The sequence below is a fragment of the Streptomyces sp. RerS4 genome, assembly GCF_023515955.1.
GTDB lineage: Bacteria > Actinomycetota > Actinomycetes > Streptomycetales > Streptomycetaceae > Streptomyces.
Genome location: NZ_CP097322.1, coordinates 1,349,139 through 1,375,281 on the forward strand (window position 1 = coordinate 1,349,139; position 26,143 = coordinate 1,375,281).

20 protein-coding genes and 2 pseudogenes are annotated in these 26,143 nt (G+C 75.1%); 10 read left to right on the forward strand and 12 right to left on the reverse strand.

The features are described 5' to 3' along the window. Positions 1–14: 14 nt before the first annotated feature. Positions 15–1,991 carry an acetoacetate--CoA ligase gene (locus M4D82_RS06130; RefSeq protein WP_249765065.1) on the reverse strand — a complete coding sequence of 659 codons (1,977 nt, stop codon included), beginning with the start codon at positions 1,989–1,991 and terminating at the stop codon, positions 15–17. Between the two features lie 210 nt (positions 1,992–2,201). Here M4D82_RS06130 and M4D82_RS06135 point away from each other — a divergent pair. Both M4D82_RS06135 and M4D82_RS06140 read left to right on the forward strand, forming a co-directional pair. Further along, positions 2,202–4,573 (forward strand): annotated as a pseudogene (locus tag M4D82_RS06135) (glycoside hydrolase family 31 protein). Between the two features lie 100 nt (positions 4,574–4,673). After that, positions 4,674–5,228, forward strand: a complete 555-nt coding sequence (locus tag M4D82_RS06140) for a hypothetical protein (RefSeq protein ID WP_249765066.1) — start codon at positions 4,674–4,676, stop codon at positions 5,226–5,228. On the opposite strand, the gene M4D82_RS06145 is transcribed toward M4D82_RS06140, so the two are convergent. Further along, positions 5,225–5,740, reverse strand: coding sequence for an NUDIX domain-containing protein (locus M4D82_RS06145; protein WP_249765067.1), 516 nt, complete (start codon positions 5,738–5,740; stop codon positions 5,225–5,227). The genes M4D82_RS06140 and M4D82_RS06145 overlap by 4 nt on opposite strands. Positions 5,741–5,763: 23 nt before the next feature. On the opposite strand from M4D82_RS06145, the gene M4D82_RS06150 reads away from it, so the two are divergent. The 3 genes from M4D82_RS06150 (at position 5,764) to M4D82_RS06160 (ending at position 8,196) form a co-directional block, all read left to right on the forward strand. Next, positions 5,764–6,453 (forward strand): M15 family metallopeptidase, encoded by a 690-nt coding sequence (locus M4D82_RS06150; RefSeq protein ID WP_249765068.1) that lies wholly within the window; start codon positions 5,764–5,766, stop codon positions 6,451–6,453. A gap of 100 nt (positions 6,454–6,553) precedes the next feature. Further along, positions 6,554–7,009 (forward strand): Zn-ribbon domain-containing OB-fold protein, encoded by a 456-nt coding sequence (locus M4D82_RS06155; RefSeq protein ID WP_249765069.1) that lies wholly within the window; start codon positions 6,554–6,556, stop codon positions 7,007–7,009. Continuing rightward, positions 7,006–8,196 carry a lipid-transfer protein gene (locus M4D82_RS06160; protein ID WP_249765070.1) on the forward strand — a complete coding sequence of 397 codons (1,191 nt, stop codon included), beginning with the start codon at positions 7,006–7,008 and terminating at the stop codon, positions 8,194–8,196. The genes M4D82_RS06155 and M4D82_RS06160 overlap by 4 nt, the downstream gene beginning before the upstream one ends. Positions 8,197–8,454: 258 nt before the next feature. On the opposite strand, the gene M4D82_RS06165 is transcribed toward M4D82_RS06160, so the two are convergent. From M4D82_RS06165 to M4D82_RS06180, 4 genes are all read right to left on the reverse strand, one after another. Next, entirely contained in the window at positions 8,455–9,081 is a 627-nt protein-coding gene (locus M4D82_RS06165; RefSeq protein WP_249765071.1) for a GTP-binding protein, read from the reverse strand. Continuing rightward, the gene (locus M4D82_RS06170) at positions 9,062–9,526 is read right to left on the reverse strand and encodes a DUF742 domain-containing protein (protein ID WP_249765072.1); all 465 of its coding nucleotides are present in this window, start codon (positions 9,524–9,526) and stop codon (positions 9,062–9,064) included. The genes M4D82_RS06165 and M4D82_RS06170 overlap by 20 nt, the downstream gene beginning before the upstream one ends. Before the next feature lie 10 nt (positions 9,527–9,536). Further along, positions 9,537–9,974: a roadblock/LC7 domain-containing protein gene (locus M4D82_RS06175; RefSeq protein WP_249765073.1), complete on the reverse strand. Its 438-nt coding sequence runs from the start codon at positions 9,972–9,974 to the stop codon at positions 9,537–9,539. An 84-nt stretch (positions 9,975–10,058) separates the two neighbouring features. After that, on the reverse strand, positions 10,059–12,821 hold the full coding sequence (locus M4D82_RS06180; protein ID WP_349637045.1) for a sensor histidine kinase: 2,763 nt from the start codon (positions 12,819–12,821) through the stop codon (positions 10,059–10,061). Positions 12,822–13,185: 364 nt separating this feature from the next. On the opposite strand from M4D82_RS06180, the gene M4D82_RS06185 reads away from it, so the two are divergent. Next, positions 13,186–13,566 (forward strand): hypothetical protein, encoded by a 381-nt coding sequence (locus tag M4D82_RS06185; RefSeq protein ID WP_249765074.1) that lies wholly within the window; start codon positions 13,186–13,188, stop codon positions 13,564–13,566. 83 nt (positions 13,567–13,649) lie between these two features. On the opposite strand, the pseudogene M4D82_RS06190 reads toward M4D82_RS06185, so the two are convergent. The 4 genes and pseudogenes from M4D82_RS06190 to M4D82_RS06200 form a co-directional block, all read right to left on the reverse strand. After that, positions 13,650–18,372, reverse strand: a pseudogene (locus tag M4D82_RS06190) (hypothetical protein). A 44-nt stretch (positions 18,373–18,416) separates the two neighbouring features. Beyond that, positions 18,417–19,316 carry a hypothetical protein gene (locus M4D82_RS06195; protein WP_249765075.1) on the reverse strand — a complete coding sequence of 300 codons (900 nt, stop codon included), beginning with the start codon at positions 19,314–19,316 and terminating at the stop codon, positions 18,417–18,419. Then, positions 19,313–19,444 (reverse strand): hypothetical protein, encoded by a 132-nt coding sequence (locus M4D82_RS34015; protein ID WP_283844449.1) that lies wholly within the window; start codon positions 19,442–19,444, stop codon positions 19,313–19,315. The genes M4D82_RS06195 and M4D82_RS34015 overlap by 4 nt, the downstream gene beginning before the upstream one ends. Before the next feature lie 80 nt (positions 19,445–19,524). Then, entirely contained in the window at positions 19,525–21,063 is a 1,539-nt protein-coding gene (locus M4D82_RS06200) for a hypothetical protein (RefSeq protein WP_249765076.1), read from the reverse strand. A 96-nt stretch (positions 21,064–21,159) separates the two neighbouring features. Between M4D82_RS06200 and M4D82_RS06205 the strand changes: the two genes are divergently transcribed. From M4D82_RS06205 to M4D82_RS06215, 3 genes are read left to right on the forward strand one after another with little or no spacing between them, the layout of a single operon-like run. Further along, on the forward strand, positions 21,160–21,939 hold the full coding sequence (locus M4D82_RS06205) for a LamB/YcsF family protein (protein WP_249771512.1): 780 nt from the start codon (positions 21,160–21,162) through the stop codon (positions 21,937–21,939). A 2-nt stretch (positions 21,940–21,941) separates the two neighbouring features. Beyond that, positions 21,942–22,559, forward strand: coding sequence for a 5-oxoprolinase subunit B family protein (locus tag M4D82_RS06210; protein WP_249771514.1), 618 nt, complete (start codon positions 21,942–21,944; stop codon positions 22,557–22,559). Beyond that, positions 22,556–23,425 (forward strand): 5-oxoprolinase subunit C family protein, encoded by an 870-nt coding sequence (locus M4D82_RS06215; protein ID WP_249765077.1) that lies wholly within the window; start codon positions 22,556–22,558, stop codon positions 23,423–23,425. The genes M4D82_RS06210 and M4D82_RS06215 overlap by 4 nt, the downstream gene beginning before the upstream one ends. A 32-nt stretch (positions 23,426–23,457) precedes the next feature. On the opposite strand, the gene M4D82_RS06220 is transcribed toward M4D82_RS06215, so the two are convergent. Beyond that, on the reverse strand, positions 23,458–24,855 hold the full coding sequence (locus M4D82_RS06220) for a HEAT repeat domain-containing protein (protein ID WP_249765078.1): 1,398 nt from the start codon (positions 24,853–24,855) through the stop codon (positions 23,458–23,460). Positions 24,856–25,199: 344 nt separating this feature from the next. Then, on the reverse strand, positions 25,200–25,619 hold the full coding sequence (locus M4D82_RS06225; protein ID WP_249765079.1) for an ankyrin repeat domain-containing protein: 420 nt from the start codon (positions 25,617–25,619) through the stop codon (positions 25,200–25,202). A 292-nt stretch (positions 25,620–25,911) separates the two neighbouring features. Between M4D82_RS06225 and M4D82_RS06230 the strand changes: the two genes are divergently transcribed. Next, a complete protein-coding gene (locus tag M4D82_RS06230) occupies positions 25,912–26,106 on the forward strand; it encodes a hypothetical protein (RefSeq protein WP_007262923.1) in 195 nt (64 codons plus the stop codon). Positions 26,107–26,143 lie beyond the last annotated feature (37 nt).

Consider the following 26,143-nt stretch of genomic DNA (forward strand, 5'->3'; position numbering starts at 1 on the left):
AGGGGCACTGACAGTCACCCCCGAGTGCGGGCGAGCTCCTCGTAGAAGGCGAGCAGTTCGGGGCGGTCGACGGAGCCGGGGTTGACCGCCTTGGCTACGGGGGTGCCCTGGAGGAGGCGCTTGACGGGGACCTCGATGCGCTTGCCGGTCAGGGTGTGCGGGACGGCCGGGATCTCGATGATCTCGTCGGGGACGTGGCGCGGGGAGAGCTGCTCGCGGATCGTGGTGTTGATCTTCTTGCGGAGTGCGTCGTCCAGGGTGGCGCCGGGGGCGAGGTGGACGAAGAGGGGCATCCAGTAGCCGCCGTTCGCTTCCTCCAGCCCGATGACCAGGGATTCCTTGATCTCGGGGAGGCGTTCGACGGCCTCGTAGATGTCGGCGGAGCCCATGCGGACGCCCTGGCGGTTGAGGGTGGAGTCCGAGCGGCCGTGGATGACGACGGAGCCGTGGTCGGTGATCGTGATCCAGTCCCCGTGGCGCCAGACGCCGGGGAACATCTCGAAGTAGCTCTCCCGGTAGCGGCTGCCGTCCGGGTCGTTCCAGAAGTGGATCGGCATGGAGGGCAGGGGGGCGGCGACGACCAGTTCGCCGACCTCGCCGATCAGGGGCTTGCCGGACGGGTCCCAGGCCTGGAGGTCGGTGGCGAGGGAGGGCGCCTGGAGTTCGCCGATGTGGACGGGCAGCGTGGGGACGCCGCCGGCGAAGCAGCTGCACACGTCCGTGCCGCCGCTGACGGAGGCGATCCAGAGGTCTTCGGCGACCTCGTCGTGGAGCCAGCGGAAGCCGTCGGGCGGCAGGGGCGAGCCGGTGGTGGCGACGCATTTGACGGCGGAGAGGTCGAAGTCGCGGGCCGGGTGGACCTCGGCCTTCTTGCAGGCCATGACGTACGCGGCGGAGGTGCCGTAGAGGGTGGCGCCGGTGCGCTCGGCGATCCGCCACTGGGCTCCGGTGTCGGGGTAGCCGGGGCTGCCGTCGTAGAGGACGACGGTGGTGCCGGTGAGCAGGCCGGAGACGAGGAAGTTCCACATCATCCAGCCGGTGGAGGTGTACCAGAAGAAGCGGTCCTCGGGGCCGAGGTCGCAGTGCAGGCCGAGCTGCTTGAGGTGCTCCAGGAGGATGCCGCCCTGCGACTGGACGATCGCCTTGGGGACGCCGGTCGTGCCGGAGGAGTAGAGGATCCACAGCGGGTGGTCGAACGGGACCGGCTCGAACACGGGCTCGGTGTCGTGGGCGGTCAGCTCGGACCAGGGGCGGGTGCCCTCGGGGGCGGGGGTGCCGAGGAGCGGGATGTGGACGACGGCCTTGAGCGAGGGCAGCTCGGCGCGCAGCTCGGCGACGGTTTCGCGGCGGTCGTGTTCCTTGCCGCCGTAGCGGTAGCCGTCGATGGTGAAGAGGACCACGGGCTCGACCTGCTGGAAACGGTCGAGGACGCTGCGGGCGCCGAAGTCGGGGGCGCAGGAGGTCCAGACGCCGCCGACGGCGGCGGTGGCCAGGAAGGCCACGACGGCCTGGGGGATGTTGGGGAGGTAGCCGCTGACGCGGTCGCCGGGGCGGACGCCGAGGGCGCGCAGTTCGGCGGCGAGGGAGCCGACCTGGCGGCGGAGTTCGGCCCAGGTGACGGGGGTGGGTTCGTGGGTCTCGTCGACGTGGAGGAGGGCGGGCTCGTCGGCGCGGGCGCCGTTCTCGCCGGCGCGCAGGGCGTGCTCGGCGTAGTTGAGGGTGGCTCCGGTGAACCAGCGGGCGCCGGGCATGGCGCGGTCGGCGAGGACGCTCTCGTAGGGGGTGGTGAACCGTACGTCGAACCATGCGGCGAGGGCCTGCCAGAAGACGTCGAGCTCGTCGACGGACCAGCGGTGCAGGGCCGGGTAGCCGCCTTCGGCGGGGGCGCCGTGGTGCTCGGCCGCCCAGGCCTGGAAGGCGGTGACGCGGGCCGCGGCGATCCGGTCGGGGCTCGGGGACCAGAGGGGTTCCGGCTGGAGGGCTGAGGTCATGGGTCGGCTCCCGGTCAGATCTGTGGCTCGCGCTGGTGTGCGTACGGCGCCGCCCCGGCGTCGGTGTGCGCGCGGCGGCTCACAGGGACCATGCCATGTGATCGACATCCGCACCAGAGGAGTCCCGGGAGGTCGCGGTTGATCGTTTTCCGGGTGAACGGCAGTTGAACGCGGCTCTCTCGGGCGGGGTCCGCCGGCAGGGTGAGCGGCATGGACGGTCGTGAACTGGTGCGTGCGGTGAAAGAGATCGGTACGGCGCGGGGGCGGCGGGCCTGGCGCTCGGCCTGGCGCCACCGGCGGGCGGACGCGCGGGGCTCGCGCGCCGGGGCGCGGAGCGGGCGCGCGTGCCGGGGCTGCTGGAGGGGACGCGGGAGCTGCCGGGCGGTGGCGTGCTGCGGTTCGCGCGGTCGGAGCTGGTGGTACGGGTCACCGTGGGCGGGGCGGTGTTCTGGGGCTGGGACGGGGCCGGGCCGGAGCCGTCGTACGCGGTGGTGGGCGCAGGGCCCGAGCCGGATCCGCGGGCGGTGCTGGAGCCGGACACCGGGGGCGGGTGGCGCGTCGTGTCGGAGCGGGTGACGGTGGCGGTGTCGCGGCACGGGGCGGTGGAGGTGCGGACCCCGGGCGGGACGGTGCTGCGGCGGGAGTCGCCGCCGCGCTGGTGGGATCCGGTGGGGCCGGGGGACGCGGCGCAGGGCGCGCCGGCACCGGGGGGTTCGCGGTGGTCGCAGCGGGCGGAGGTGCCGGCGGACGCGCGGTTCTTCGGGCTGGGCGGGCGGGCGTCGGGGCCGCGGCTGCGGGACGGGGAGTACCGGCTGTGGAACACCGACCCGAAGGGCGGGTTCGGGCCGGGGACCGATCCGCTGTACATCACGATGCCGGTGCAGTTGGTGGTCGCGGACGCGGGGACGCACCTGGCGTTCTACGACAACACCTGGGACGGGCGGGTGGTGCTGCGCGAGGGCGAGGAGGGGGCCGGTTCGGGCGCGGACCGGCCGGGGTCGAGCGAGGTGCGCATGGAGGGCGGGCCCGCCCGCTGCTGGGTGCTGACGGGGCCGCCCGCGCGGGTGCTCCAGGGGTGGGCGGGGCTGACGGGGGCGCCGGCGGTGCCGCCGGAGTGGGCGCTCGGCTACCAGCACGCGCGGTGGGGGTTCGGGAGCGCCGCGGAGGTGCGGCGGGTGGTGGACGGGTACCGGGAGCGGGGGCTCGCGCTGTCGGCCGTCCATCTGGACATCGACCACTACGACGGGCACCGGGTGTTCACGGTGGACCGGGCCGCGTTCCCCGATCTACCGGGTCTCGCCGCCGATTTGAACGATGAGGGGGTGCGGCTGGTGTCGATCGTGGACCCGGCGGTGAAGGCGGGGGACGCGCTGCACGCGGCCGGGCTGGCGGTCGGCGAGCGGGGGGCGTTCGTACGGGACGCGCGGGGCGCGGAGGTGCGCGGTGAGGTCTGGCCGGGCGAGTGCGCGTATCCGGACTTCACGGATCCGGCGGTGCGGGAGTGGTGGGGCGGGCTGTACGAGGAGCGGTTCAAGCAGGGTTTCGTCGGGTTCTGGCACGACATGAACGAGCCGGTGTCGTTCGTCCCCTTTGGCGACGCGACGCTGCCGAGGTCGGCGCGGCACGTGCTGGAGGGCGCCGGCGGGGACCACCGCGAGGCCCACAACGTGTACGGGCTGGCGATGGCGCGGGCGGGGTGGGAGGGGTTGGTGCGGCTGCGGCCGGAGGAGCGGCCGTTCCTGTTCTCCCGGTCGGGGTGGGCGGGGATGCAGCGGTACGGGGGCACGTGGTCGGGGGACGTGGAGTCCAGCTGGGCGGGGCTGCGGTCCTCGCTGGCGCTGGTGCTGGGTCTGGGGCTGTGCGGGGTGCCGTACTCCGGCCCGGACGTGGGCGGCTTCGGGGGGTCGCCGTCGGCGGAGCTGTACCTGCGGTGGTTGCAGTTGGGGGCGTACCTGCCGCTGTTCCGGACGCACGCGGCGCTCTGGGCGGGGCGGCGGGAGCCGTGGGAGTTCGGGCCGGAGGTGGAGCGGCGGGCGGCGGAGGTGTTGGCGGAACGGGAGCGCCTGCGGCCGTACTTCGTGACGCTGGCGCACCTGGCGCGGCGTACGGGGGCTCCGTACGTGCGGCCGGTGTGGTGGGGGGCGCCGGAGGACCGGGTGCTGCGGGACTGTGAGGACGCGTTCCTGTTGGGGGACGCGCTGCTGGTGGCGCCGGTGCTGGAGCCGGGGGCGGATCGGCGGGCGGTGCGGTTGCCGGGCGGGCGCTGGTACGACACGGCAACGGAGACGGCGTACGAGGGCACCGGGCAGGTGTTGCTGGACGCGCCGCCGGGGCGGACGCCGGTGCTGGCACGGGCCGGGTCGGTGCTGGCGGTGCGGCGGGCGGACGGGACGGTGGGCCTGGAGGCGTGGGCGCCGGCGCGGGGGCGGACCGGGGGCGGGTTGGTGGTCCGGGATCCGGGGCCGGGGTTCGAGCCGGGCCGGGTCGAGCGGTACACCGTGCGGTGGGTCGGGGACGCGGTGGTGGTCGAGGACGGGGGCGGCGCGGTGGTGGAGGGGGTCGAGGTTCGGGGGCTGCCGTAGGGGCGTCGGGCCGGGGCGTATAGGGCCGCGCCAGACGGGTGCGGCACCCTGCCGGCGACGCCGGTGGGGCGTCGTGGGCCGTGGGGAGCGGGAGTCACTGATGGTGTTGTTGAGCGCGGCGCGGCCGTACACGGTGATCCGGCGGCCCGGTGCGCGCCGTCGGGACCTGGCGCCCGGCGCCGAGGTCGTCGGGGCCTGGCAGGCCCTGACGGTGTGGGCGCTGCTCCTGGTGACGCGGGACGCGGCGGACGGTTCGTCGGTGGCGCTCGCGGTCGGTGCGCCGCTCTGGGCGGCGGCGGGCTTCCTGCACGGGCTGCTGCTGGTCAAGCCCCTGGCGTGGCTGGGCCGTCTGACGGCGCGGCTGTGCGCGTGGCCGGAGCCGGTCGCGCTGACCGTACTGGCCGTGGCGGTGTCGGCGGCGCCGGCGGCGCTGGTCCACTGGTGGCTCGCGGGCCAGGTTGCCCCGCCGGCGCCGGGCTTCGGGCAGCTGTGGGCGCTGACGACGGCGGGGGCGGTGCTGCCGCTGGTGGCGGGGGCGCTGCTGCGGGGGCGCCGTGTCCCGGCGCGGGTGTTGTGGGCCCGGGGTGCGGTGGTCGCGTGCACGACGGTCGGGGTGGTGGCGTTGACGGGGCTGGTGCGGGACCTGCCGCTCTAGGACCGCGGGTAGCGGCCCGCGAACCAGGTCGCGGCGGCTTGGGTGTGGAGGGGGAAGGCCAGGTCGGTGGGGGTGCGCAGGACGTGCCAGCCTGTGGTCTCGTCGGTCGCGGTGGAGGCGGGGAGGGCGGACGTCGGGCGGGTGGGCAGGAGGCCGAAGACGAGGATGTGGCCCGCCGGGGAGCTGAGGACATCGGCCAGGGAGACGTCCTCGGCGGGGGCTTCGATGCCGGTTTCCTCGCGGAGTTCGCGGACGACCGCCTCGCGCCAGTCCTCGCCGAAGTCGATGAAGCCGCCGGGCAGGGCGACGCCGCCCAGGGCGGGTTCGATGGTGCGGGTGATCACCACCAGGCCGGTGCCGTCGGCGTCCTCGACGGGGAGCAGGGCGATGGCCACCGGCAGCGGGTTGCGGTAGGTGACGGCTCCGCAGGCGGCGCACGTACGCGGCCATGAGGCGGTGTCGAACGCGACTCCGCAGGTGGAACAGTGCGCGTTTCCCGTGTCTGGCGGCATGCGGTGATGCTATGCCAAGCGGCATGAGGATGCTGGTGGTTGCGGCGGTGCTGGTCGCCCTGGTCGTGCCGTCGTCGGGGCCGGGGCGGGCGGCGGGGTTCGTGGCGTTGCGTGAGGTGGATCCGAGCATCGGGCAGGACATGCGGTACGCGGGTGCGCGGAACTTCACGGGCGCGGTGGTGGACGGTTACGCGGAGCCGGTGTGCCTGTTGGCCCGGCCGGCGGCCGAGGCGCTGCGTCGGGCGCAGCGGGAGCTGCTGCGGCGGGGGTACGCGTTGAAGGTGTACGACTGTTATCGGCCGCAGCGGGCGGTGGACCGGTTCGTGCGGTGGGCCGGGGAGCCGGATGATCCGGTGGCGAAGGCGGAGTTCTATCCGGACGTCGACAAGAGCCGGCTGATTCCCGAGGGGTACATCGCGCGGAAGTCGGGGCATTCGCGCGGGAGCACCGTCGACCTCACGTTGGTGCGTCCGGCCGGCGGGCGGGAGGTGGACATGGGGACGGCCTTCGACTTCTTCGGGCCGCTCTCGCACACGGACGATCCGACGGTCTCCGCCGAGGCGCGGGCGAACCGGCGGTTGTTGCGCCGGGTGTTGGGCGGGGAGGGGTTCGTGAACCTCCCCGAGGAGTGGTGGCATTTCACCCTCCGGCCCGAGGCCTTTCCCGACACGTACTTCGACTTTCCGGTCTCCGTCGGCTCCGTGCGGCCGTGAAGTGGCTTGCCGAGAACCCGTGTCAGGGCGGGTCTCGCGTGGCAGACTCCCGACCAAAGATTCTGACGAACCGTCAGATGATTGATTCGGGAGGGGCATCGTGGGACGCACACGCACACCCGTCGTGAGCGGGTGGTTCACCGAGGAGGCACCGGACGGCGGCGGTTTCCGCCTGCTCGGCACGCGGTGTTCCGCCTGCACGGCGGTGTTCTTCCCGCGCGAGGACGCGTACTGCCGCAATCCGCGCTGCCCCGGCGGCGAGATGGCCGAGGTGCCGCTGTCCGCGCGGGGTCGGGTCTGGTCCTGCACCGACGGGCGCTACCGGCCGCCCGCCCCGTACGTGTCCGACCCGGCGGCGCCCTGGGAGCCGTACACCCTGGTCGCGGTGGAGCTGGAGGCCGAGGGGATGGTGGTGCTGGGGCAGGCGGCGCCGGGGGTGACGGTCGCGGACCTGGCGGTCGGCAGCGAGGTCGAGGTGGTGCCCGGCGTGCTGTACGAGGACGCCGACACCACCTGGACGACGTGGCGGTTCCGGCCGGTGGGAGGGGCCCGATGAGCGGGGACGTCGCCGTCCTGGGTGCGGGGATGCACCCGTGGGGCAAGTGGGGCCGGAGTTTCGTCGAGTACGGGCGGGCCGCCGCGCGCGCCGCGCTCGCCGACGCCGGCCTGGAGTGGGGCGACGTACGGTCCGTCGTGGGCGCCGACACCGTGCGCGGCGGCTACCCGGGCTACGTCGCCGGCGCCACCTTCGCGCAGGCGCTCGGCTGGCAGGGCGCGCGGGTGACCAGCGTGTACGCGGCCTGCGCCTCCGGGGCCCAGGCCATCGGGGCCGCGCGGGCACAGATCCTGGCGGGGCTCGCGGACGTGGTGCTGGTGGTCGGCGCCGACGCCGCGCCGAAGGGATTCTTCGCCCCGGCCGGCGGCGAGCGGCACGACGACCCCGACTGGCTGCGGTTTCGGGTGCTGGGCGCCACGAACCCGACCTACTTCGGGCTGTACGCGCGCCGCCGCATGGCCCTGCACGGGGACAGCCTGGAGGACTTCGCGCTGGTCAAGGTGAAGAACGCGGCGGCCGGCGCGCTCAACCCGAACGCCCGGTACCGCAAGGAGGTCACCGTCGAGGAGGTCGCGGCGTCGGCGGTGGTCGCCGATCCGCTGCGGCTGCTGGACATCTGCGCCACCTCGGACGGGGGCGCGGCGCTGGTGCTGAGCAGCATGGAGTTCGCGCGGGCGCGGGGGGTGGTCGACCCGGTGCGGATCCGGGCGGTGTCGACGGTGACGCCCACGTATCCCCGTACGGTGTTGGACCTGCCGGACATCGCGACCGATTCCACGGTGGCGGTGGCGGCCGGCGCCGGGTCGTTCCGGGCCTCGATCGCGGACGCCGCGTACGAGGAGGCGGGGCTGGGGCCGACGGACCTGTCGCTGGCCGAGGTGTACGACCTGTCCACGGCGCTGGAGTTGCAGTGGTACGAGGACATCGGCCTGTGCGGTGAGGGCGAGGGGGCCAAGCTCGTACGGGAGGGGGCGACCGCGCTCGGCGGGCGGATCCCCGTCAACCCGAGCGGCGGGCTGGCCTCGTTCGGGGAGGCGGTGCCGGCGCAGGCCATCGCGCAGGTGTGCGAGCTGACGTGGCAGCTGCGCGGTACGGCCGGGGCCCGGCAGGTGCCGGGGGCGCGGGTCGGGATCACCGCGAACCAGGGGCTGTTCGGGCACGGGTCGGCGGTCGTGGCGGTGCGGTGACGGTGGTCGTCGCCGGGGGGTGACGGTGGTCGGAGGCCGGTCGGGGGACGGTGCGCGTGACCGGTGCGCGGGCCGGTGCGGAGCCGTGAACAGGGCCTGCGGTCACGGCCCTTGACGCTCCACGGCGGCGGGTTCACACTCTCCCCACAGTCCCGCTCCGTGACCGGGACCCCGCATCCCCCATGAGAGCCGCGGCCCGTACCCCAGTCGGCGGGGGTACGGGCCGCCTCTCTGTCGGATGCCGTACGCGCGTGGCCGTCAGGCTCGGGCGGCCAGGCCGGCGCGGCGGGCGCGGGCCAGCGACATCGCGTGTTCCACGACCCCCACGAGGACGTCCTTGACGGACTCCCGGTCGCGGGCGTCGCACAGCAGCACCGGCACCTCGGCGTCGAGGTCGAGCGCCTCGCGAACGGTGACCACCGGATGGCGGTCCGCCCCGTCGAAGCAGTTCACGGCGACGACGAAGGGGATCCCGCGCCGCTCGAAGTAGTCGATCGCCGCGAAGCAGTCGGCGAGCCGGCGGGTGTCGGCGAGCACCACGGCGCCCAGCGAGCCCTGGGCCAGCTCGTCCCACAGGAACCAGAAGCGGTCCTGGCCGGGGGTGCCGAAGAGGTAGAGCACCAGGTCCTCGCGCAGCGTGATGCGGCCGAAGTCCATGGCCACGGTGGTGGTGCTCTTGCCCTCCACTCCCCCGGTGTCGTCGATGCCGATACCGGGTTCGGAGAGCCGTTCCTCCGTGCGCAGTGGGCGGATCTCGCTCACCGCGCTGACCAGGGTGGTCTTGCCCACCCCGAAACCGCCCGCGACCAGGATCTTCAGGGTCAGCGGCTCGACCGGCGACACGGCATGCATCGCGCCGGTGCGGCTAGAGCGCCCGAAGGCCATCGATCACCTCACGCAGAATGGATTCGTCGGGCAGTTCGGCCGGCGGGACCGGCCGGGTCACGTGGACCAGTTCGTCGGCGACGAGGTCGCCTATGAGGACCCGGACGACGCCGATGGCGAGGTCCAGGTCCGCCGCGAGCTCCGCGACCGACTGGGGGCGTTCCCGGCACAGCCCGAGGATGTGGGCGTGTTCCGGGGACAGGGTCAGGTCCCAGACCGGATCGTCGGCGGCCGGTTCGGCGACCACCAGCGCGATCAGGTCGAGGCGGTGTTGGCCGGCGTGGCTGGTCCGGCCCCGGGTCATGGCGTAGGGGCGTACGACGGGACCCGCTTCGTCGTCGAACCAGCTCGCGTGGCCGGCCTCGGACGTCGCGTCGTGGCCGTACGCGTCGGCGTCCGGGGCGCCGGGGGTGCCGAGGGGGTGGTCCTGGCCTGGGTCGCTCATGCCGTCCGTCTCACCCTCCGGCGGGCAGCCCGGTGCGCGGGGCGGTCGCCAGGTGGTCGCCGACGCGCTTGACCATCAGCGTCATCTCGTAGGCGACCTGGCCGACGTCGGAGTCGGCGTCGGAGAGCACGGCCAGGCAGCTGCCGTCGCCCGCGGCCATGACGAACAGGAACGCCTCGTCGAGCTCGACGACGGTCTGGCGGACGCGGCCGGATTCGAAGTGCCGGCCGACACCCTTGGCCAGGCTGTGGAAGCCGGAGGCGACGGCGGCCAGGTGCTCGCTGTCCTCGCGGGTGAGGTCCTTGGAGCTGCCGGTGGGCAGGCCGTCGCCGGACAGGACGACCGCCTTGCGGATGCTGCCGACCTTGTCGACGAGCTCGTCGAGGAGCCAGTTGAGCGGGCCGGAGCCGCGGCCCCGGGTGTCGTTTGCGGTCTGCGGTGCGGTCATCGACCGTCCCCCTCGTTCTCGTGCGCGCGGCCGTCGGCGGCGGAGGTGCCGGCCTCGGTCTCGGTCTGCTGCTGTGCGTGCTGGTTACGGCCCGCCGTCCAGCCTCGCTGGAGGGCGGACATACGCGTACGTACGTCCTCCGCGTCGCGGTCGGTGACCGGTTCGGCGGGGGTTTCGGCCGCGGTCGCGGCCGGGGCGTTGCGGAGCTGGGGCGCCAGATTGGCCTGGCGGACCCGGCGGGGCAGGCCGCCGGGGCCCGGCGACGCGGCCGGCTGGGGCGGCGCCGGGGCCTGGGCGGGGCGGTGCGCGGCTCGACGCGGCGGCCGTGCTCGGCGACCAGGGTCGGGGTGGGGCGGCGCCGGGGCAGCGGGACGGCTCCGCCGGCGTGGGGCCGTCGGGGCGGACGGAGTCCGGGCGGGAGCGTTCGGCGCGGACCGGGCCGGTGGGGCCAGCGGCTCCCGCTCGCGGTCGGCGGGGCGGGGCGGCCCGTGCGGACGCCCTCGCCGTCCCGGTCGGCGTCGCGGTGGCGCTCGGCGTGGCGGTCGCCCTTCCAGGCGCCGCGCTCGGGGTGACGGTCGGCGTGGGAACGGTCGCTCGCGCGCAGGCCGAGCAGGGCGCTGCGCGGGATGCCGCCGGGCGGGGTCTCGTCGTCGAGGCTGGCCATGGGCGGGCGACCGCCGACGCCGGTGAGGCCCGCGATGCCTCCGGCGGGCCCGGCCGTGGCGTCGGGGTCCTCCAGCGCGTCGAGGCCGTCGAGGCCCTCCAGGCCGAGGAGGCCGATGGGCCCTCCAGCTCGACGGGGCCGTTCAGGACGCCGGCGGGCAGCGGGCGGGCGGACGCGGCGCCCGGGGCGCCGGCCGGGCGCCGCTCGGGCCGCTTGCCGGCCGGGGCGCCCTTGAGGTTCTTGGCCCCCTTGATGGTGTCGAGCCGCAGGCCGGTGCCGTTGGTGTCGGGGGCGTCCGTCAGCAGCTCCACGGGGAGGAAGACCACCGCGGTGGTGCCTCCGTAGGGGCTGGGCTGGAGGACGACGCGGATGCCGTGGCGGCGGGCGAGGCGGCTGACGACGAAGAGGCCGAGGCGGTCGGTGTCGGACAGCTCGAAGTCGGGGGTCTCGGCGAGGCGCAGGTTCGCGTCGAGGAGGGCCTCGGGGTTCATGCCGAGGCCGCGGTCGTGGATCTCCAGGGTGAAGCCGTTGGCGACGCGTTCGCCGTGGACCTGGACGGCGGTGTGGGGCGGGGAGAAGACGGTGGCGTTCTCCAGGAGTTCGGCGACGAGGTGGGTGACGTCGGCGACGGCCGGGCCCTCGATGCCGATGCGCGCGAGGCGGCGTACCTCGATGCGCTCGTAGTCCTCGACCTCGGCGACGGCGGCCCGTACGACGTCCATCAGCTGGACGGGCTTGCGCCACTGGCGGGAGGGGGCGGCGCCGGAGAGGATCACCAGGCCCTCGGCGTGGCGGCGCATGCGGGTGGTCATGTGGTCGAGTCGGAAGAGGTCGGCGAGTTCCTCGGTGTCCTCGGTGCGCCGTTCCATGGTGTCGAGCAGGGTCAGCTGGCGGTGCAGGAGGACCTGGTTGCGGCGGGCCAGGTTGACGAACACTTCGGAAACGCCGCGACGGAGCTCCGCCTGCTTGACGGCGGCCTCGACGGCGGCGCGCTGGAGGCTGTTGAGGGCCTGGCCGACCTGGCCGACCTCGTCCTTCTCGAACTCCAGGTGGGGTGCCTCGGTCTCCACGTCGACGCTCTCGCCGGCGGCGAGGCGGCGCATCACGCTGGGCAGGCGGACGCCGGAGGCCTCGTGGGCCTCCTTGCGGAGCCGGGAGAGGTCGCGGATCAGGTCGCGGCCGATGCGGACGGACAGCAGGAGGGAGACGGCGAGGGCGATGAAGCCGAGGACGCCGGCGACGGCCGCCTGGATCATGACGCCCATGGCGAGGGGCTCGACGCGCTTTTGGTAGCGGTCGCCGGCGGCCGTGCCCATGTCGGCGAGGGCGGTGAGGACCTTGCCCGCGGCCTCGTCCCACTGGGCGGCGGTGACGGCGCGCTGGTTCTTGCCGGCGCCGCCGGTGATGAACCGTTCCTCCGCGTCGCGCAGCGCCTTGGTCTCGGGGCCGCTCCAGAACTGCTCGAAGCGGCCGCGGTCGTCGGCCGGGAGGATGTCGAGGTTGAACTCGTACAGCAGGCGGCGGTTGGCGGCGAGGTCCGAGACGGTGCGGATGTTGGCGGCGCTGACGTTGCCGGCGGCGAGGGCGGAGGCGATGACGCCGTCGGCGCGCGAGAGGCTCTCGCGGGCGCGGGTGATGCCGACGAGGGCGCGGCCCTGCTTGTCCATCTCCACGTCCTCCAGGGCGTGGAGGTTCATCAGGAACTCGTAGCAGGGGTCGATGAGCCTGCTGTAGAGGTCCAACGCCTGGGTGGGGTCGACGGAGTTGTTGTCGACGGAGTGGCGCAGCGCGGCGATGCCGTGGAAGGCGTCGAGGATGGAGCGCAGGCGCTGGGCGGCCTCGGGGTTGAGCTCCTCGACGACTTCGGGGTCCCGGGCGTTGGCGGTGATCTCGCCGACCATCTTGTCGGTGGCGGTGCGGCTCTTGGCGAGCTCGGTCGAGGCGGCGATCGCGGTGGGGTTGCCGAGCAGGACGAGGGTCTGGCGCCGTTCCTTCTGGATGACGCGGACGACGTCCTCGATGGGGTAGCCGACCTTGCCGATGACGTAGGCGACGTCGAGGAGTTGGACGGCCTCGCGGCCGGTGAGCACCGTGGCGAAGCCCCACAGGGCGGTCAGGGAGACGAGCGGCACCAGGAGCAACGCCACGATCTTCCGGCGGATGGACTTCCCGCGAAAGCGCATGGCCTCCCCAGCCTCCCCCAGCTCAACCCCGTTGTCAGGGTTGCTGTTCCGTCATTTAAACGGCGTGAGCCTACTACTGCCACGCGGCGCCTTCGAAGGCGTGTCCGGACGTTTTCGGCCTGGCCCCTGGACGAAGATCACCCGTTGTCCGATACTTCCGGTCAAGTCCGGCCCGATATGTGGCAGATGACACTTGGTGCGGCCTCGGTGCACGTAGGGGTACGGATGGCTGGAACTCTTCGTTCCGGGGGGTTCGGGAGCGATGTCGATGTCCGGGATTCGGGAATCTCCGGACGTCTTCGCTCGTCTGAGGACATAGGGGTACGCGGGCATGGCGGACGGCGGGGCGGGAAGTGAGCGCACCATGAGGATGTACGCGGAGGACGGCGCGGCGAGCGAGGCGCCGGGGCGGGGGCTGTGGGTGGAGGAGCCGGCCCGCCGGCACCGGATGCCCGATCCCGTGCGGACGGCGGCGGTTCGGGCGGTGTTGGTCGTGGCGGTGACGCTGACGGAGGCGACGATCACGTTCTTCCTGGCCCTGACCGGGTCCTGGCTGGCCTTCCCGATGATGCTCGTGGGCATAGCGGGGACGGTGCTGGCCACCTGGGCGGTGCTGGACGTGCTGATCACCCGGCAGACGTGGAACCAGCGGTACGGGGTCCTGTCGGAGCCGAGCAGCGCCGCGTCCCCCGGCCGGGGAGCGGCCCTGCGCGACCCCCGGGCCCGGACGCCGCACCCCCGGTAGGGGGCGCGGCGGGGTGCGGCGTCCGTGCGGTGCGGAGGTGCGGTGCGGTCGGCAGTGGTGGGGACGGGAGCGGTCAGGGGCGGTCAGGAGCGGCGGAACATGCGGGTCGCCGTGATCTCCCCGTGGATCGGCTCCGAGTCCGGGGACTGCTGCGGCAGACCCGGGCGCAGGTGTTCCTCGACGCTGATGTACTTCAGCCCCGCCCGCAGGTCGGCGTCGTTGCGCAGCCGGATGACGAGCGGGAACTCCGCGAGCGCCGTGGTGTCGAAGAGACCGGTCGTGTAGAGCAGTTGCACGCCGAGCGCGTCCGAGACGGCCCGCTGGAGCTCCAGCAGGTACGTGGCGTTCGCGCGGCCGATCGGGTTGTCCAGGAACAGCGTGCCCGCGTGCCGGTGCTTGTCGCGGCCCCGGTCGTTGCTGCGCAGCGCCGCCATCGTGCAGTAGAGGGCGATGGCCGCGGTGAGCAGCTGCCCGCCGGAGAACACGTCGCCCATCTGGCCGACGGGGACGCGCTCGGCGCGCAGTACGGCGTCCGGCTTGAGGATCTCCACGGCGATCCCCTTGGGTTCCAGGGCCGCCTGGACGCCGCGCAGCAGCAGGGACATGCCGTCGCGGCGGCCCTCGCCGAAGGAGGCGGTGCTGTTCTTCTTCACGGCCGTGCGCGTGGCCTCGTCGATGACCTCGCCGAGCCGTTCGGTCAAGGTGGCCTGGTCGGGCTCCTCGAAGCGGATCCGCAGGAACTCCTGGCCCGACCACTCCCCCAGCCCCTCGGGCAGCTGCGAGAGCCGCTGCGCGGAGCGCAGGGTGGCCAGCGCGGATTCGACGAGCCCGCGCAGCCGGTCGACGATGCTGTCGCGGTTGCGTTCCAGCTGGGCCAGCTCGTCGGTGAGGACCCGCAGGCGCGGTGCGAAGGCGGCCGCCCAGGCCGCGGCGTGCTCGGGCAGGGCGGAGGCGGGCAGTTCGCGGATCTGCTGGCGCGCGGGGGTGCGCACCTGCTCGTAGCGGTTGGCGTTGGCGTGTCGGACGAGGACGTCGCTCGCCTCGCGGACGGCCGTCTCGGCGGCCGACAGGTCGCCGGCGCAGGCGCGCAGGGAGCGGCGGGCCTCGGCGGCGGACTGCCGGGCCTCCTCCAGGGTGCCGGGGTGGGGGGCCGGTTCCTGCTCGTCGTCCGGGTGGGTGTGGTCGCGCAGCAGGTCGCGCAGGAGGGCGGCGGTCTCGTCGAAGCCGCCGGCGCCGTCCTCGGCGGCGCGGTGGGCGCGCAGCAGGTCGGCGTGGGCGGCGCGGGCCGACTCCACGGCGGCGGAGTGCGCGGCGAGCCCGGCGGTGGCGGTGCGCAGCAGGCCCTGGGCCTGCTCCACGTCGGTCGGGACGAGTTCCTCGGGCAGCTCGGTGTGGGCCTCGCCGTCGGCGGGGGCGTGCCGTTCGGCCTCGCCGCGCAGCCGGCCGAGCTGCTCGCTCGCGGCGGAGGCGCGCGATTCCAGCATCTGTACGAGGGCCTCCGCGCGGGCGGCCGCGGCCTGCCGGGAGGGGCCGTCGGCGCCGTCGGTGCCTTCGAGGAGCTGGGCGGCGCGGGTGCGGACCTTGTTGGTGAGGCGGTCGAGTTCGGCGAGGGCGGCGCTCTCGTCGCTTTCGGCGCGGGCCTGTTCGGCGCGCAGGTCGGCGCCGACGCCGACCTTCTCGTAGAGGCGGGAGGCGGCCCGGTAGGCCTCGCGCAGGTCCGGCAGCGGGGCCTTGGGGGCGGTGTCGTCCTCGGGGAGGGCCTCGGGGGCGCCGGCGATCTCGGCGCGTTCGGCGCGCAGGGCGCGGGCGGTGCGGTGGGCGTCGTCGGCGGCGCGCTGGGCGGCGCGGCGGTCCTCGTCGGCGGCGCGGGCGCGATCGAGGCAGGCCTCGGCGCGGGCCTCGGACTCGGCGGCCTCCTCGACGAGTTCCCGTACGCGGGCCTGCCACCCGGCGCGCTCGCGCAGGCGGTGGGCGAGGCCGGCGAGGGCGTCGGCGGCCCGGCGGGCGCGCTGGGCGGTGTCCTGGCGCTCGTCGCGTACGCGGGCGGCGTCGGTGGCGGCCTCGTCGGCCTCGGCGCGGACGGTACGGGCCTCCGCGAGTTCGGCGTCGGCCTCGACGGCGAAGGCGCGGGCGGCCTCGGCGTGCCGGGCCAGCTCGGCGAGCCTGCCGGGCGGGCAGCCGGTGCGCCAGGAGGCGAGGCGGGCGGCCAGCTCGCGGTCGCCGGACAGGCGGGCGGCCAGCTCGCGGATCTCGGTGTCGCGGGCGGTGACGCGGGCGCGCAGGGCCTGGCGTTCCTCGTCGGCGGCGCCCTCGTCGTGCATGGCCGGGTTCGGCGAAACGATGAAAATACCGGACACGGCGGAATCGCCGTCCACGGGCGCGGCCGGTGCCAGCAGGGCGGCGGCGGTGCCGACGGCGACGGTGGAGCGGGGCAGCAGGGCGGCCCCGGAGAGGACCTCGCGGGCCCGGGTGTGGGTCTCGGGGTCGGTGATGACGACGCCGTCGACGAGTTCGGGGCGGGCGGCGAGCACGGCGGCGTGGTCGGCGGGGTCCACGGACTGGGCGAGGTAGCGCCAGCCGGGCAGGGCCGGGATGCCGTGTTCGCCGAGGTACTCGACGGTGGCGAGGACGTCGGGGCCGGGCGGCAGCAGGCCCCCGTCGCCGAGGGCGCCGAGGATGCGGGCGTCGTCGGCGGCGGCGGTGCGCAGCTCGAACAGCTGGCGTTCGGCCGCCGTGACCGCGTCGGTCAGCATCCGGTGCAGGTCGTCGGCGCCGCGGTCGAGGTCGTCGACGGTGAGGGTGCCGGCGGGGGCGGAGCCCGGGGCTGCGGAGTCGGGGGGTCCGCCGGCGGCGCCGACGCGGGCGGCGCCCGGGTACCCGGCGGCGGCTGTGGCCTGCACGGCCACGGCCTGAGCGGAGCCGGTCCGTGCGCCGCCGCGGGGCGCGGGAGGAAGGTATCGGGGCCGAGGGGAGGCCGAGCAGCTCCGCCAGGCGCGGGGCGGCGGCGAGGGAGACGGCCGCACGGTGTTCGGCCTGGTGCGCGGCCTCGGCGGCGTCGGCGGCGTCGCGGCGCGGGCGGCGGTGAGTTCGGCGCGGATTCGGCGGAGGCGGCCTCACGGGCGGCCTCGCCGGCGGCGCGGGCGGCCTCGCGGGCGGCGTCCCAGGCGGCCACGGCCGTCTTCTCGGCGTCGCTCGCGGCCAGGGCGGCGCGGGCCGGGTCGGCGTCGGGGCGGTGTCGTCGAGCCAGCCGGCGCGGACGGCCTCGGCGGTCTCCTGCTCGACCTCCGCGAGGCGGGCGCGCAGGTGCTCGGCCTCGCTGCGGGCGCGCTGGGCGGCGGTCGCGGCGGCGGTGGCGTCGCGGTGGGCGGTCTCGCCGACGGACTGGAGCTCGGCGGAACGCTCCTCCTCCTCCTGGGCGGCCCGCTCACCCTGCTCGGCGGCCGTGTGCAGGGCCCGTACGAGGGCGGCGGCGGCCGTGGCGCGGGCGGCGAGGGCGGGCGCGGCGTCCCGTTCGGCCTCCAGGATCGCGGCGGCGACGCGGGCGGAGCGGTCGGCGGCGGCGCGGTGGCGCAGGACGATCTCGGCGGCCTGCCAGGCGGCGTGCAGGGTGCGCGCTTCGAGGAGTTCGCGGCGCTGGGCGGCGGCGGCCTTGTCGGCGACGGTCAGCGCCAACGAGGCGTGCCGGTAGGCCAGTTCGGCGGAGACGGCGGCGCTGCGGGCGCGCTGCGCCTCGGCGGCGGTGACCTCGTGGGCGGCGCCGGTGACCCGCTGCGCGAGGTCGGCTGCGCGGCCGCGTTCCTCGGCGGCGCGGGCGGACAGCCGCCGGGCGAGGGTGCGCGTACGGCGTTCGGCGCCCGCGTGCACGTCGCGCAGGCGCGAGCGGGTCTCGGCGGCCTCGACGATGCGGGTGAGGAGGTCCACGGAGCCCGCGGTGAAGTCCCGTTCGGCCATCAGCTCGGCGCGGCGGCCGAGCTTGTTGCCGAAGCCGTGGACGAGGTCGGCGAGGCCGTCGGTGTCGCGGGTGTCGGTGACGGCGCGCAGCAGCAGGTCGGTGAAGTCGGAGTCCTTCTTCACGGCGAAGAGGCCGGCGGCCTCGCCCTCGTCGGCGTTCATCTCGCGCTGGTAGCGGAAGAGTTCGGGGTCGAGGCCGAGTTCGGTGAGGTGTTCGTTCCAGCGGTCGTGGATCTCCTCGAAGTACACCTCCAGGTGCGGGTACGCCTTGCCGGCCTCGGTGAGGGCGTCGCGGAAGCCCTTCATCGTGCGGCGGCGGCCCTGCGCTCCCGAGGCCCCTTCGACGGGCGGGCGTACGGAGGTGGCCTCGGCGACGGGCAGGCTGTCCAGGCTCAGACCGGGGCCGGGGCGGAAGGAGTACCAGGCTTCGGCGAACTTGCGGGGGTCGTTGGAGACCTGCCGGCCGCGCCATTCGCTGACCTTGCCGACGACGACGCACTCGCCGGTCTGGGTGTGCTGCCACTCCAGGGCGACGTGGCCGCAGTCGTCGGCGAGCAGGAACTTGCGCAGGACGCCGGAGCTGGCGCCGCCGAGGGTGTTGCGGTGGCCGGGGAGCATCACCGAGAAGATCAGCTTGAGCAGGACGGACTTGCCGCCGCCGTTCTCCAGAAAGAGCACGCCCGCGGGCGCCGGGCGGCGGGGCGGGCCGGTGGGCTCGTCCTCGAAGAACTCCGCCTGGGTGGGCGCCGGGTGGGGCACCGGCTCACCGACTCCGCGCAGGTCGAGCACGGTGTCGGCGTAGCGTGCGCCGGCGGGCCCGATGGAGTAGAGGCGGATCCGGGACAGCTCGTACATGGCGGCGGACTCTCGTTGCTTCTCGGTGCGGAAAGGCGGGTGGCTCAGGCGTGGAACGGCAGGCCGGCGTCGGCCGCGAGCTCCAGGTCGTCGCCCTCGGGCGGCGGCAGGAGGGTGGCGGAGCCGTCGCTGACGGGGACCACGCCGAGTTCCAGGAGTTCGGCCATGGCCGCGCTGCCCGCCATGTCGCGGACCTGGAGCTGGTAGCGGGGGGTGGTGCGGTAGGTGCCGCCCGCCTCGTCGCCGGTGCGCTGGAGGAACCCGGACTCGGTGAGGAAGGCGGCGGCCTTGCCGACGATGCCGGTGGTGGAGCCGGCGAGGCGACGGGCGTCCTTGGTGGCCCCGGTCGCGCTGCGGCGGGCGTAGACGCGCCAGGCTGCCTCCAGGCCGGGGGCGTCGGAGGCCGGGTCGGTGTTCTCGCCGAGTTCCTCGGCGCGCTCCTCCAGGCGGCGGCAGGTCTGCCGGACGAAAGAGTCGACGCCGTTGACGGTGACCCGGCCGATGTAGCCGTCGTCGGCGAGGTCCTCGGGGCGGGGGAAGGCGAGGGCCGCGACGGCGAGGTGGGCGAGGCCGTGCAGGAAGCGGTCGCCGCCGTCGGCGGCGGTGCGGCGGGCGTAGTCGCCCATGCGGACGGCGAAGACGGAGTCCTCGCCGGCGGCGACGGCCATCCCCGCGCGCGGGGACACCTCCAGCACGACGAGGCCGAGGCCGGTGGCGACGGCGTCGGCGAGCCGGCCGAAGGCGGGCTCCTCGCGGTAGCGGCGCAGCAGTTCGGCGTACTCGGCGTCGCGGGCGGGCAGCAGCTTGGGCTGGAGCCCGAAGGAGACCAGGCGGGCCGCGTCGGCGGCGTCGGCGGGCGTGACGCCCCCCGCGGCGGCGGGCGCGACGGACCCCGACGGCGCGTCGGGCTCACTCCACGCGGGGTGCTCGGCGTGGTCGCTCACGGGTGGATCTCCTCGACGGTGCGGTACGGGTTGGTACGGGGCGCGGTGGGCCCGGTGGCGGGGACCGCGATGTGCGGGTCGGCGGCCGGCTCCGCCGCGCCGCGATCCCGCGCGACCGAGCCGGGCACGGCCGGAACGGAGACGCCCGGAACCGGCGCGGCCGGAGTCGGCGCGGCGGGGTGAAGGGCCGGAGGGGGCGGTGGCGGGGTCATGAGGGGTCCGTGCGGGCCGCTGCCATGCCGGCGGCGTCCAGGAGGGCCGTGCCGACGATCAGGTCGGCGCCGCCGAACTCCGGGTCGTCGAGCGGGGTGCCGTCGTCCACCGCGAACAGCAGCCGCTCCTCGCCCTGCCGGTACGCCGTCCCCACCGCCGGGCTCGCCGCGTGCACGGCCAGCAGCGCCACCAGGTACGGCAGGTCCGGATCGGAGCGACGGGCCTGGGCGAGGAGACCCGAGAGCCGGCGCGGGGCGTCGTGCGGGAGGTCCAGGAGCGCCGTCGCCGCCGCGAGTTGTTCCTCGCTGAACCGGCTGTCGTCCGGGGTGGCGATCAGGTCGGGCTCCGGCATCTCCACGCCGAGGTGCTCCCGCTCCAGCGGCGGCGTCAGGAGGATCTCCACGAGGTCCGCGACCCGGACCGACACGGGGCTGCGCAGGCCGGCGCCCGCCGCGAAGAAGGCGTCGGTGACCCGGACGGCCCCTTCGAGGGGCAGCGGCAGCAGGGGCGCCACCAGCTGCCCGTAGAGGTCGATCCCGGAGCGCGGCGCGGGCGCGGCGAAGGCCTGCCGGTCCTGTTCGGCGCGGAACAGCGGGCCGGCGTCGAGCAGTCGGGACTGGAGCTGGGTGTGCCGACGGATGCAGTCCTTGACGATGTCGACGAGCTCGGCGGCCCGCCGCTTGTTGTCGGGGTCCTCGGCCTCGTCGCGCGCCTTGCGGATGTTCGTGAGGATCGCGTTCTCGTGCCGGTAGCGGTCGGCGACGTGGTCGAGGGCCTCGGCGATCATGTCCGGCACCGCCTGGAGCCAGTCCACCGCGCGCACGTTGCGCCGCGTCGCGTCCAGCGTGCGGCGCAGCGTCTCGGCGTACTGGACGGTGCGGTAACGGGCCTGTTCGGCGGCGAGCTGCGCGTCGGCGAGCCGGCCGCGGCTGATGAGGACCTCCAGCTTGACCTCGGCCGCGATCTGGGCGCTGGTGACGTCCGTGTCCAGGGCGCCGACCAGCACGTTGACCGCCTCGTCGGTCGTGCGCAGGTAGACGGCGCCGCCGAAGCCGGGGACCTCCTCGATCAGCTTGAAGTCGTAGTCCCGGCGGACGTACACGCCGTCGGGGCCGAAGGTGCCGTAGATGGCGCGGAAACCCCGGTCCACGCTGCCGACGTTGATGAGGTTCTCCAGCACCCAGCGGGCCACCCGCTCGTGCTCGGCCGTCGGGCGGGACGGGGCCTGCGCCGCGACGCGCGGCAGCAGCCGCGCCACTATCTGCTCGTGGTCGGCGCCCGTGTCGAAGTCCATGTTGAGCGTGACCAGGTCGATCGCGGCCAGCGCGACCTCCGCCATCGCGTACACCCCGTACTCGCCGGCCAGATTGGCCTTGCGTACGTCGAGGTCGTGCAGCGGGGCGGTGCAGGCGAGGGCGCGCAGCCGCCGGGCCAGGCCCTCGTCGGCGGCCGGGCCCGGCGCCGGGGACGGGAGGGTCTTCGCCGGGGCAGGGAGAGTCACGACGGAAAGACTAGGCGGTGACACGGACAACATCCCAAACGGCACGGTTCGGCCGGATCGTCCCCGACGGTCGCCCGGACCGTACGTCCGCGTCGCCGCGCGCTGCTCTACGCTCGCCGCATGGCTTCCATGATCACACCCGCCGCGGCCGCGATCGACCTCAACGCCGACCTGGGCGAGGGCTTCGGCCGGTGGACGCTGACGGACGACGAGGCCCTGCTGTCGGTCGTCACGAGCGCCAACGTCGCCTGCGGCTTCCACGCGGGCGACCCGTCGATCATGCGCCGCGTCTGCGGGATCGCGGCCGAGCGAGGCGTACGGATCGGCGCGCAGGTCTCCTACCGCGACCTGGCGGGCTTCGGACGCCGCTCCATGGACGTGCCGCCCCGCGAACTGGCGGACGAGGTGGCCTACCAGATCGGGGCGCTGGAGGTGTTCGCGCGGGCGGCCGGGTCGCGGGTGTCGTACGTGAAACCGCACGGCGCGCTGTACAACCGCACGGTCCACGACGCGGGCCAGGCCGGCGCCGTCGTCGCCGGGGTCCGGCTCGCCGCCGGGGAGCGCGGGCTGCCGGTGCTCGGTCTGCCCGGCTCGCTGCTGCTGACGGCCGCCGCCGAGGCCGGCTTCGAGCCCGTCGCGGAGGCGTTCGCGGACCGGGCCTACACCCCCGGCGGGACGCTCGTCCCGCGCGCGGAGCCGGGGGCGGTGCTGCACGATCCGGACGCGGTGGTGGCTCGGGCGGTGTCGCTGGCCGCCGAGGGCGCGGTACGGGCCTCCGACGGGTCGCGGATCCCCGTCACGGCGCGCTCCCTGTGCGTGCACGGGGACACTCCGGGCGCGGCGCTGCTCGCCGGCCGGGTCCGGGAGGCGCTGCTCGGCGCCGGGGTGCGGGTGGAGGCCTTCACGTGAGGATGCGGGTGTTGCGGGTGGGGTCCGAGGGGCTGCTGATCGAGGTGGGTTCGGCGGACGAGGTGGCCGCGCTCCACGCCGAGCTGCTGCGCCGCCGCACGGCGGGGGAACTGGCCGGGGTCCGGGACCTCGTACCGGCCGCGCGGACCGTGCTGCTGGACGGCGTACGGGAGCCGGAGGCGCTGGCGGCCCGGATCCCGCGCTGGGAGGTGCCGCCGCTGACCGGGGCCGAGGGGCCGCTCGTCACCGTGCCGGTGCGCTACGACGGCCCCGACCTGGCGGACGTCGCCGACGCGTGGGGGGTCGCGGAGCGGGAGGTGGCGGAGCTGGTCGGCGCCGTGGTCTTCCGGGTGGCCTTCTGCGGGTTCGCGCCCGGCTTCGGCTACCTGACGGGGCTCCCGGAACGCCTCCACCTGCCCCGCCGCGCCACACCCCGTACGGCCGTACCGGCGGGCTCGCTGGCGCTGGCCGGGGAGTACGCCGGGGTCTACCCCCGCTCCTCCCCCGGCGGCTGGCAGCTCATCGGCACCACGGACGCGGTGCTGTGGGACCCGGCGCGGGAGCCGGCCGCGCTGTTCGCGCCGGGGGTTCGGGTGCGGTTCACGCGGGCGGCGGCGTGAACGGCGCCCGGGTGGTGCGCCCGGGGGCGCTGACCACCGTGCAGGACCTCGGCCGCCCCGGGTACGCGCACCTGGGCGTGCCCCGGTCGGGCGCGCTGGACACGGCCGCGCACACCCTGGCCAACCGGCTGCTCGGCAACCCGCCGGAGGCCGCCACGCTGGAGACCACGCTCGACGGGGTGCGGCTGGCCGCCCTCGTGCCGCTGACGGTGGCGGTGACCGGGGCTCCCTGCCCGGTACGGGTCGACGGGCGCCCGGTGGCCTGGGGTGCGCCGGTCCGGCTGCGGGCGGGGGCGGAGCTGGACGTGGGCCGGGCGGAGTCGGGGGTGCGCGGCTATGTCGCGGTGCGGGGTGGGTTCGCCGTCCCGCCGGTCCTGGGCAGTCGCGCGACGGACCTGCTGTCGGGGCTCGGGCCGCCTCCGCTGCGGGCGGGGACGGTACTCCCGGTGGGCCCGCCAGGCCCGGACCCGGTCGCCGGGGCGGACACCCCGCGGGTACCGGGGCCCCCGACGGAGCTGGTGCTCCCGCTGCGGCCGGGGCCGCGGGCCGACTGGTTCACGGAGGCTTCGCTGGCGCGGCTGCTGTCGGCGCGGTACCGGGTGGCGGCGGCGTCCAACCGCATCGGGCTGCGCACGGAGGCGGGTCCGCCGCTGACCCGGGCCCGGGGCGGCGAACTGCCGAGCGAGGGCATGGTCCTGGGCGCGGTGCAGGTCCCTCCGGACGGCCTGCCGGTGGTGTTCCTGGCGGACCACCCCGTCACGGGCGGCTATCCGGTGATCGGCGTCGTCCCCCCGGGCCCCGCCCTGGACGCCGCCGCGCAGGCGAGGCCGGGGCTGCCGGTGCGGTTCGTGGGGGCGGGGCGGTAGGGGCGGTGTGCCACCGCCCCGCCGGACCGGACCTACACCGCCGACTCCGGGGTGATGCGGCTGCGGACCGCCGACTGGACTTCCTCTTCCTCCGCCGGGTCCGTCGCCAGGCGGCGCAGGCGCGGGGCGACGCGGGCGTCGGCCGTCTCGGCGTGGTGGGCGGCGACCTCGCGGGTGGTCTCCTCGCAGTCCCAGAGGCATTCGACGGCGAAGCCGGCGGCGAAGGAGGGGTCCGTCGCGGCCAGGGCGCGGGCGACGCGGCCGCGCAGGTGCGAGGACGCCGTCTCGCGGTAGACGTGGCGCAGCACCGGCGCCGCGCAGCCGATCGAGAGCCGGCCCGCGCCGTCGACCAGGGCGAACAGGCGCACGCTGTCGGGGCCCGCGCCGCGGACGGTGGAGCGGAGGGCTCCGAGGACGAGTGCGGCGTCGTCGGGACCGCCGCGGGCCGCGAGGAGGGCCGCGGCGGCGGCTCCGAGGGCGTCGGGGCGGTGGATCCACAGTCGGGCCCGCTCGACGGCGGCGGGGCCGCACATGCGCTCGTAGGCGGCGACGGCGGGTTCGTCCCCGGCGGCTTCGATGAGGTCCAGGACGGCCGGGTTGTCCGGTTCGGCGAGGACCAGGTGGTGCAGGGCGGTGGCGCGGGCGGCTTCGCCCGAGGCGCCGGCGGCGGCCGCGAGGATGGCGGAGCGGTCCTCGGGGGCGGCGACGGCGGCCAGACAGCGGGCGGCGGGCACGTGCAGCGGGGTGCCGCGGCGCAGCCCGTCGGCGGCCCAGTCGAAGACGGCCTGGACGCCCCAGCCGGGTCGGGGGCCGTTCGGGGTGAGCTGGCGCTGCCAGCGGTCGAAGGAGCCCTGCTGTCGGGCGGCGCGCAGGCGCTCGCCGTGGCGGGGGGACTGCTCCCACAGGGACCAGGGCCGGGGCTCGTAGGCGTCGCGGACGGCGGCGGCCAGCCGCGCCTCGCCCTCCGCCGTGGCGGGGAAGCGGGCGAGGACGGGTTCGGCGAGGGAGCGCAGTCCCTCGTCGTCGTCGCGCAGGGCGAGCTCGTCGAGGGCCCAGGCCCAGTTGGCGCCGGAGGCGGCGTAGCGGCGCAGCAGCATGAGCGCGTCGTCGCGGCCGTACGAGGCCAGGTGTCCGAGGACGGACAGGGCGAGGCCCGTGCGGTGGTCGTCGTCGACGACGAGGTCGTCGGCGCTGAAGAGGTGGGCCTCGATGGCGCCGAGCGGGCCGTCGAGGTCCAGGTACAGGCGGGCGTAGTACAGGGAGCGGTTCTCGACCTGCCAGTCCTGGCGCGGGTCGCGGAGCACGCACTGGTCCAAGGCCGCGAGGGCCTGCGGCCGGGGGGCCGCGAGGGCGTGCAGCGTGCCGTCGCCGCGACCCCGCTGGAGGAGCCCGAGCAGGGTGCCGCTTGGCGCTATGACTGGTTCGAACATGGGAATGGCCTCAAATCAAGCTGGGGACGCAACCGGGAATCGGGATTCACAGGGCCGCGTAACAGCATGTGAGGACGTTCGCCGTCGTGTTCCGCTCGATGTAGACCATTGCCTTCTCACTCTCGTCGGTGCTTCGCGGCCAGGGCGGCCGGTGTGGCGGGTGCGGGGGGATGGACACCCGTTGTGTCCAGCCCGCTCCTGCCCGTCCGTCAAGTTCACGAATCGAATCCGACGCCATGATGACCCAGGCGGTTTGTGTGCCGCGACCACATTTAAGGCCGCCGTGACCAAGCCGTGAGCTCCCGGGCCGGTCCTGGCCCGGTGAAACCGGGCCCCGAAGCGGATTACTCGGCTCCGAAGAGTTCCAGCAGGTCGGCCTTGGCGAACATGCGGGCGGTGTCCACGGCGGAGGGGGTGCCGGCCGTCGGATCGGCGCCGCCGGCGAGCAGGGCGCGGATGACGGCTTCCTCGCCCTTGAACACGGCGCCGGCGAGCGGGGTCTGGCCGCGGTCGTTGGCGCGGTCGGCCTCGGCGCCGCGGGCGAGCAGGGCCGTGACGGTGGCGGCGTGGCCGTGGTAGGCGGCGAGCATGACGAGGGTGTCGCCACGGTCGTTGGTGAGGTTCGCGGGGACGCCGGCGTCGAGGTAAGCGGTCAGCGTCTCGGTCTCGCCCTGTCGGGCGAGGTCGAAGATCTTGGTGGCCAGTTCGATGACGTCCTCGTCGGGGGCGTCGGGAGTTCCCGAAGCGTCCTGGTGCTCGCTCATCGGGCGTTCCGCCTTTCACTCGCTGTGCGTCGGCAAGAGTTTTCCCAGGCCACGGGGGCCGGGGGCGTACGGGACCGCGTCCGTACGGGTGAAGTCGTCAGGGTAGCGCCCGGTCAGGGGCGTGAGGGGGCCCGGTCGACGGGCGCGCCAGTCGACGTGGGCCGGTCAAGTGAAAAACACCGGGGTTCACCCGTATGCACCTTTTATCGCATTGATACTTCCTGTGAGCCTGGAAGAACTGATGGTGACCGTCCCCACCCACCAGGAGCCCTACTCACGAGGAGAACGTCCCATGGTCCTGTCCATCTCAGGTGTCGTCCTGCTCGGCATCATCTGCTTCCTCTTCTTCAAGAAGGACGGGATGAAGCTGACGCACGCCTTCGTCTGCGCGCTGTTCGGCTTCTTCCTCGCCGGCTCCGCCATCGCCCCGAGCATCACGGCGAGCACGGCCAGCCTCGCGAGCCTCCTCGGCGGGATCAAGCTCTAGGGGGTGTCCGCCCACCCACCGTCCGCACCACCACAAC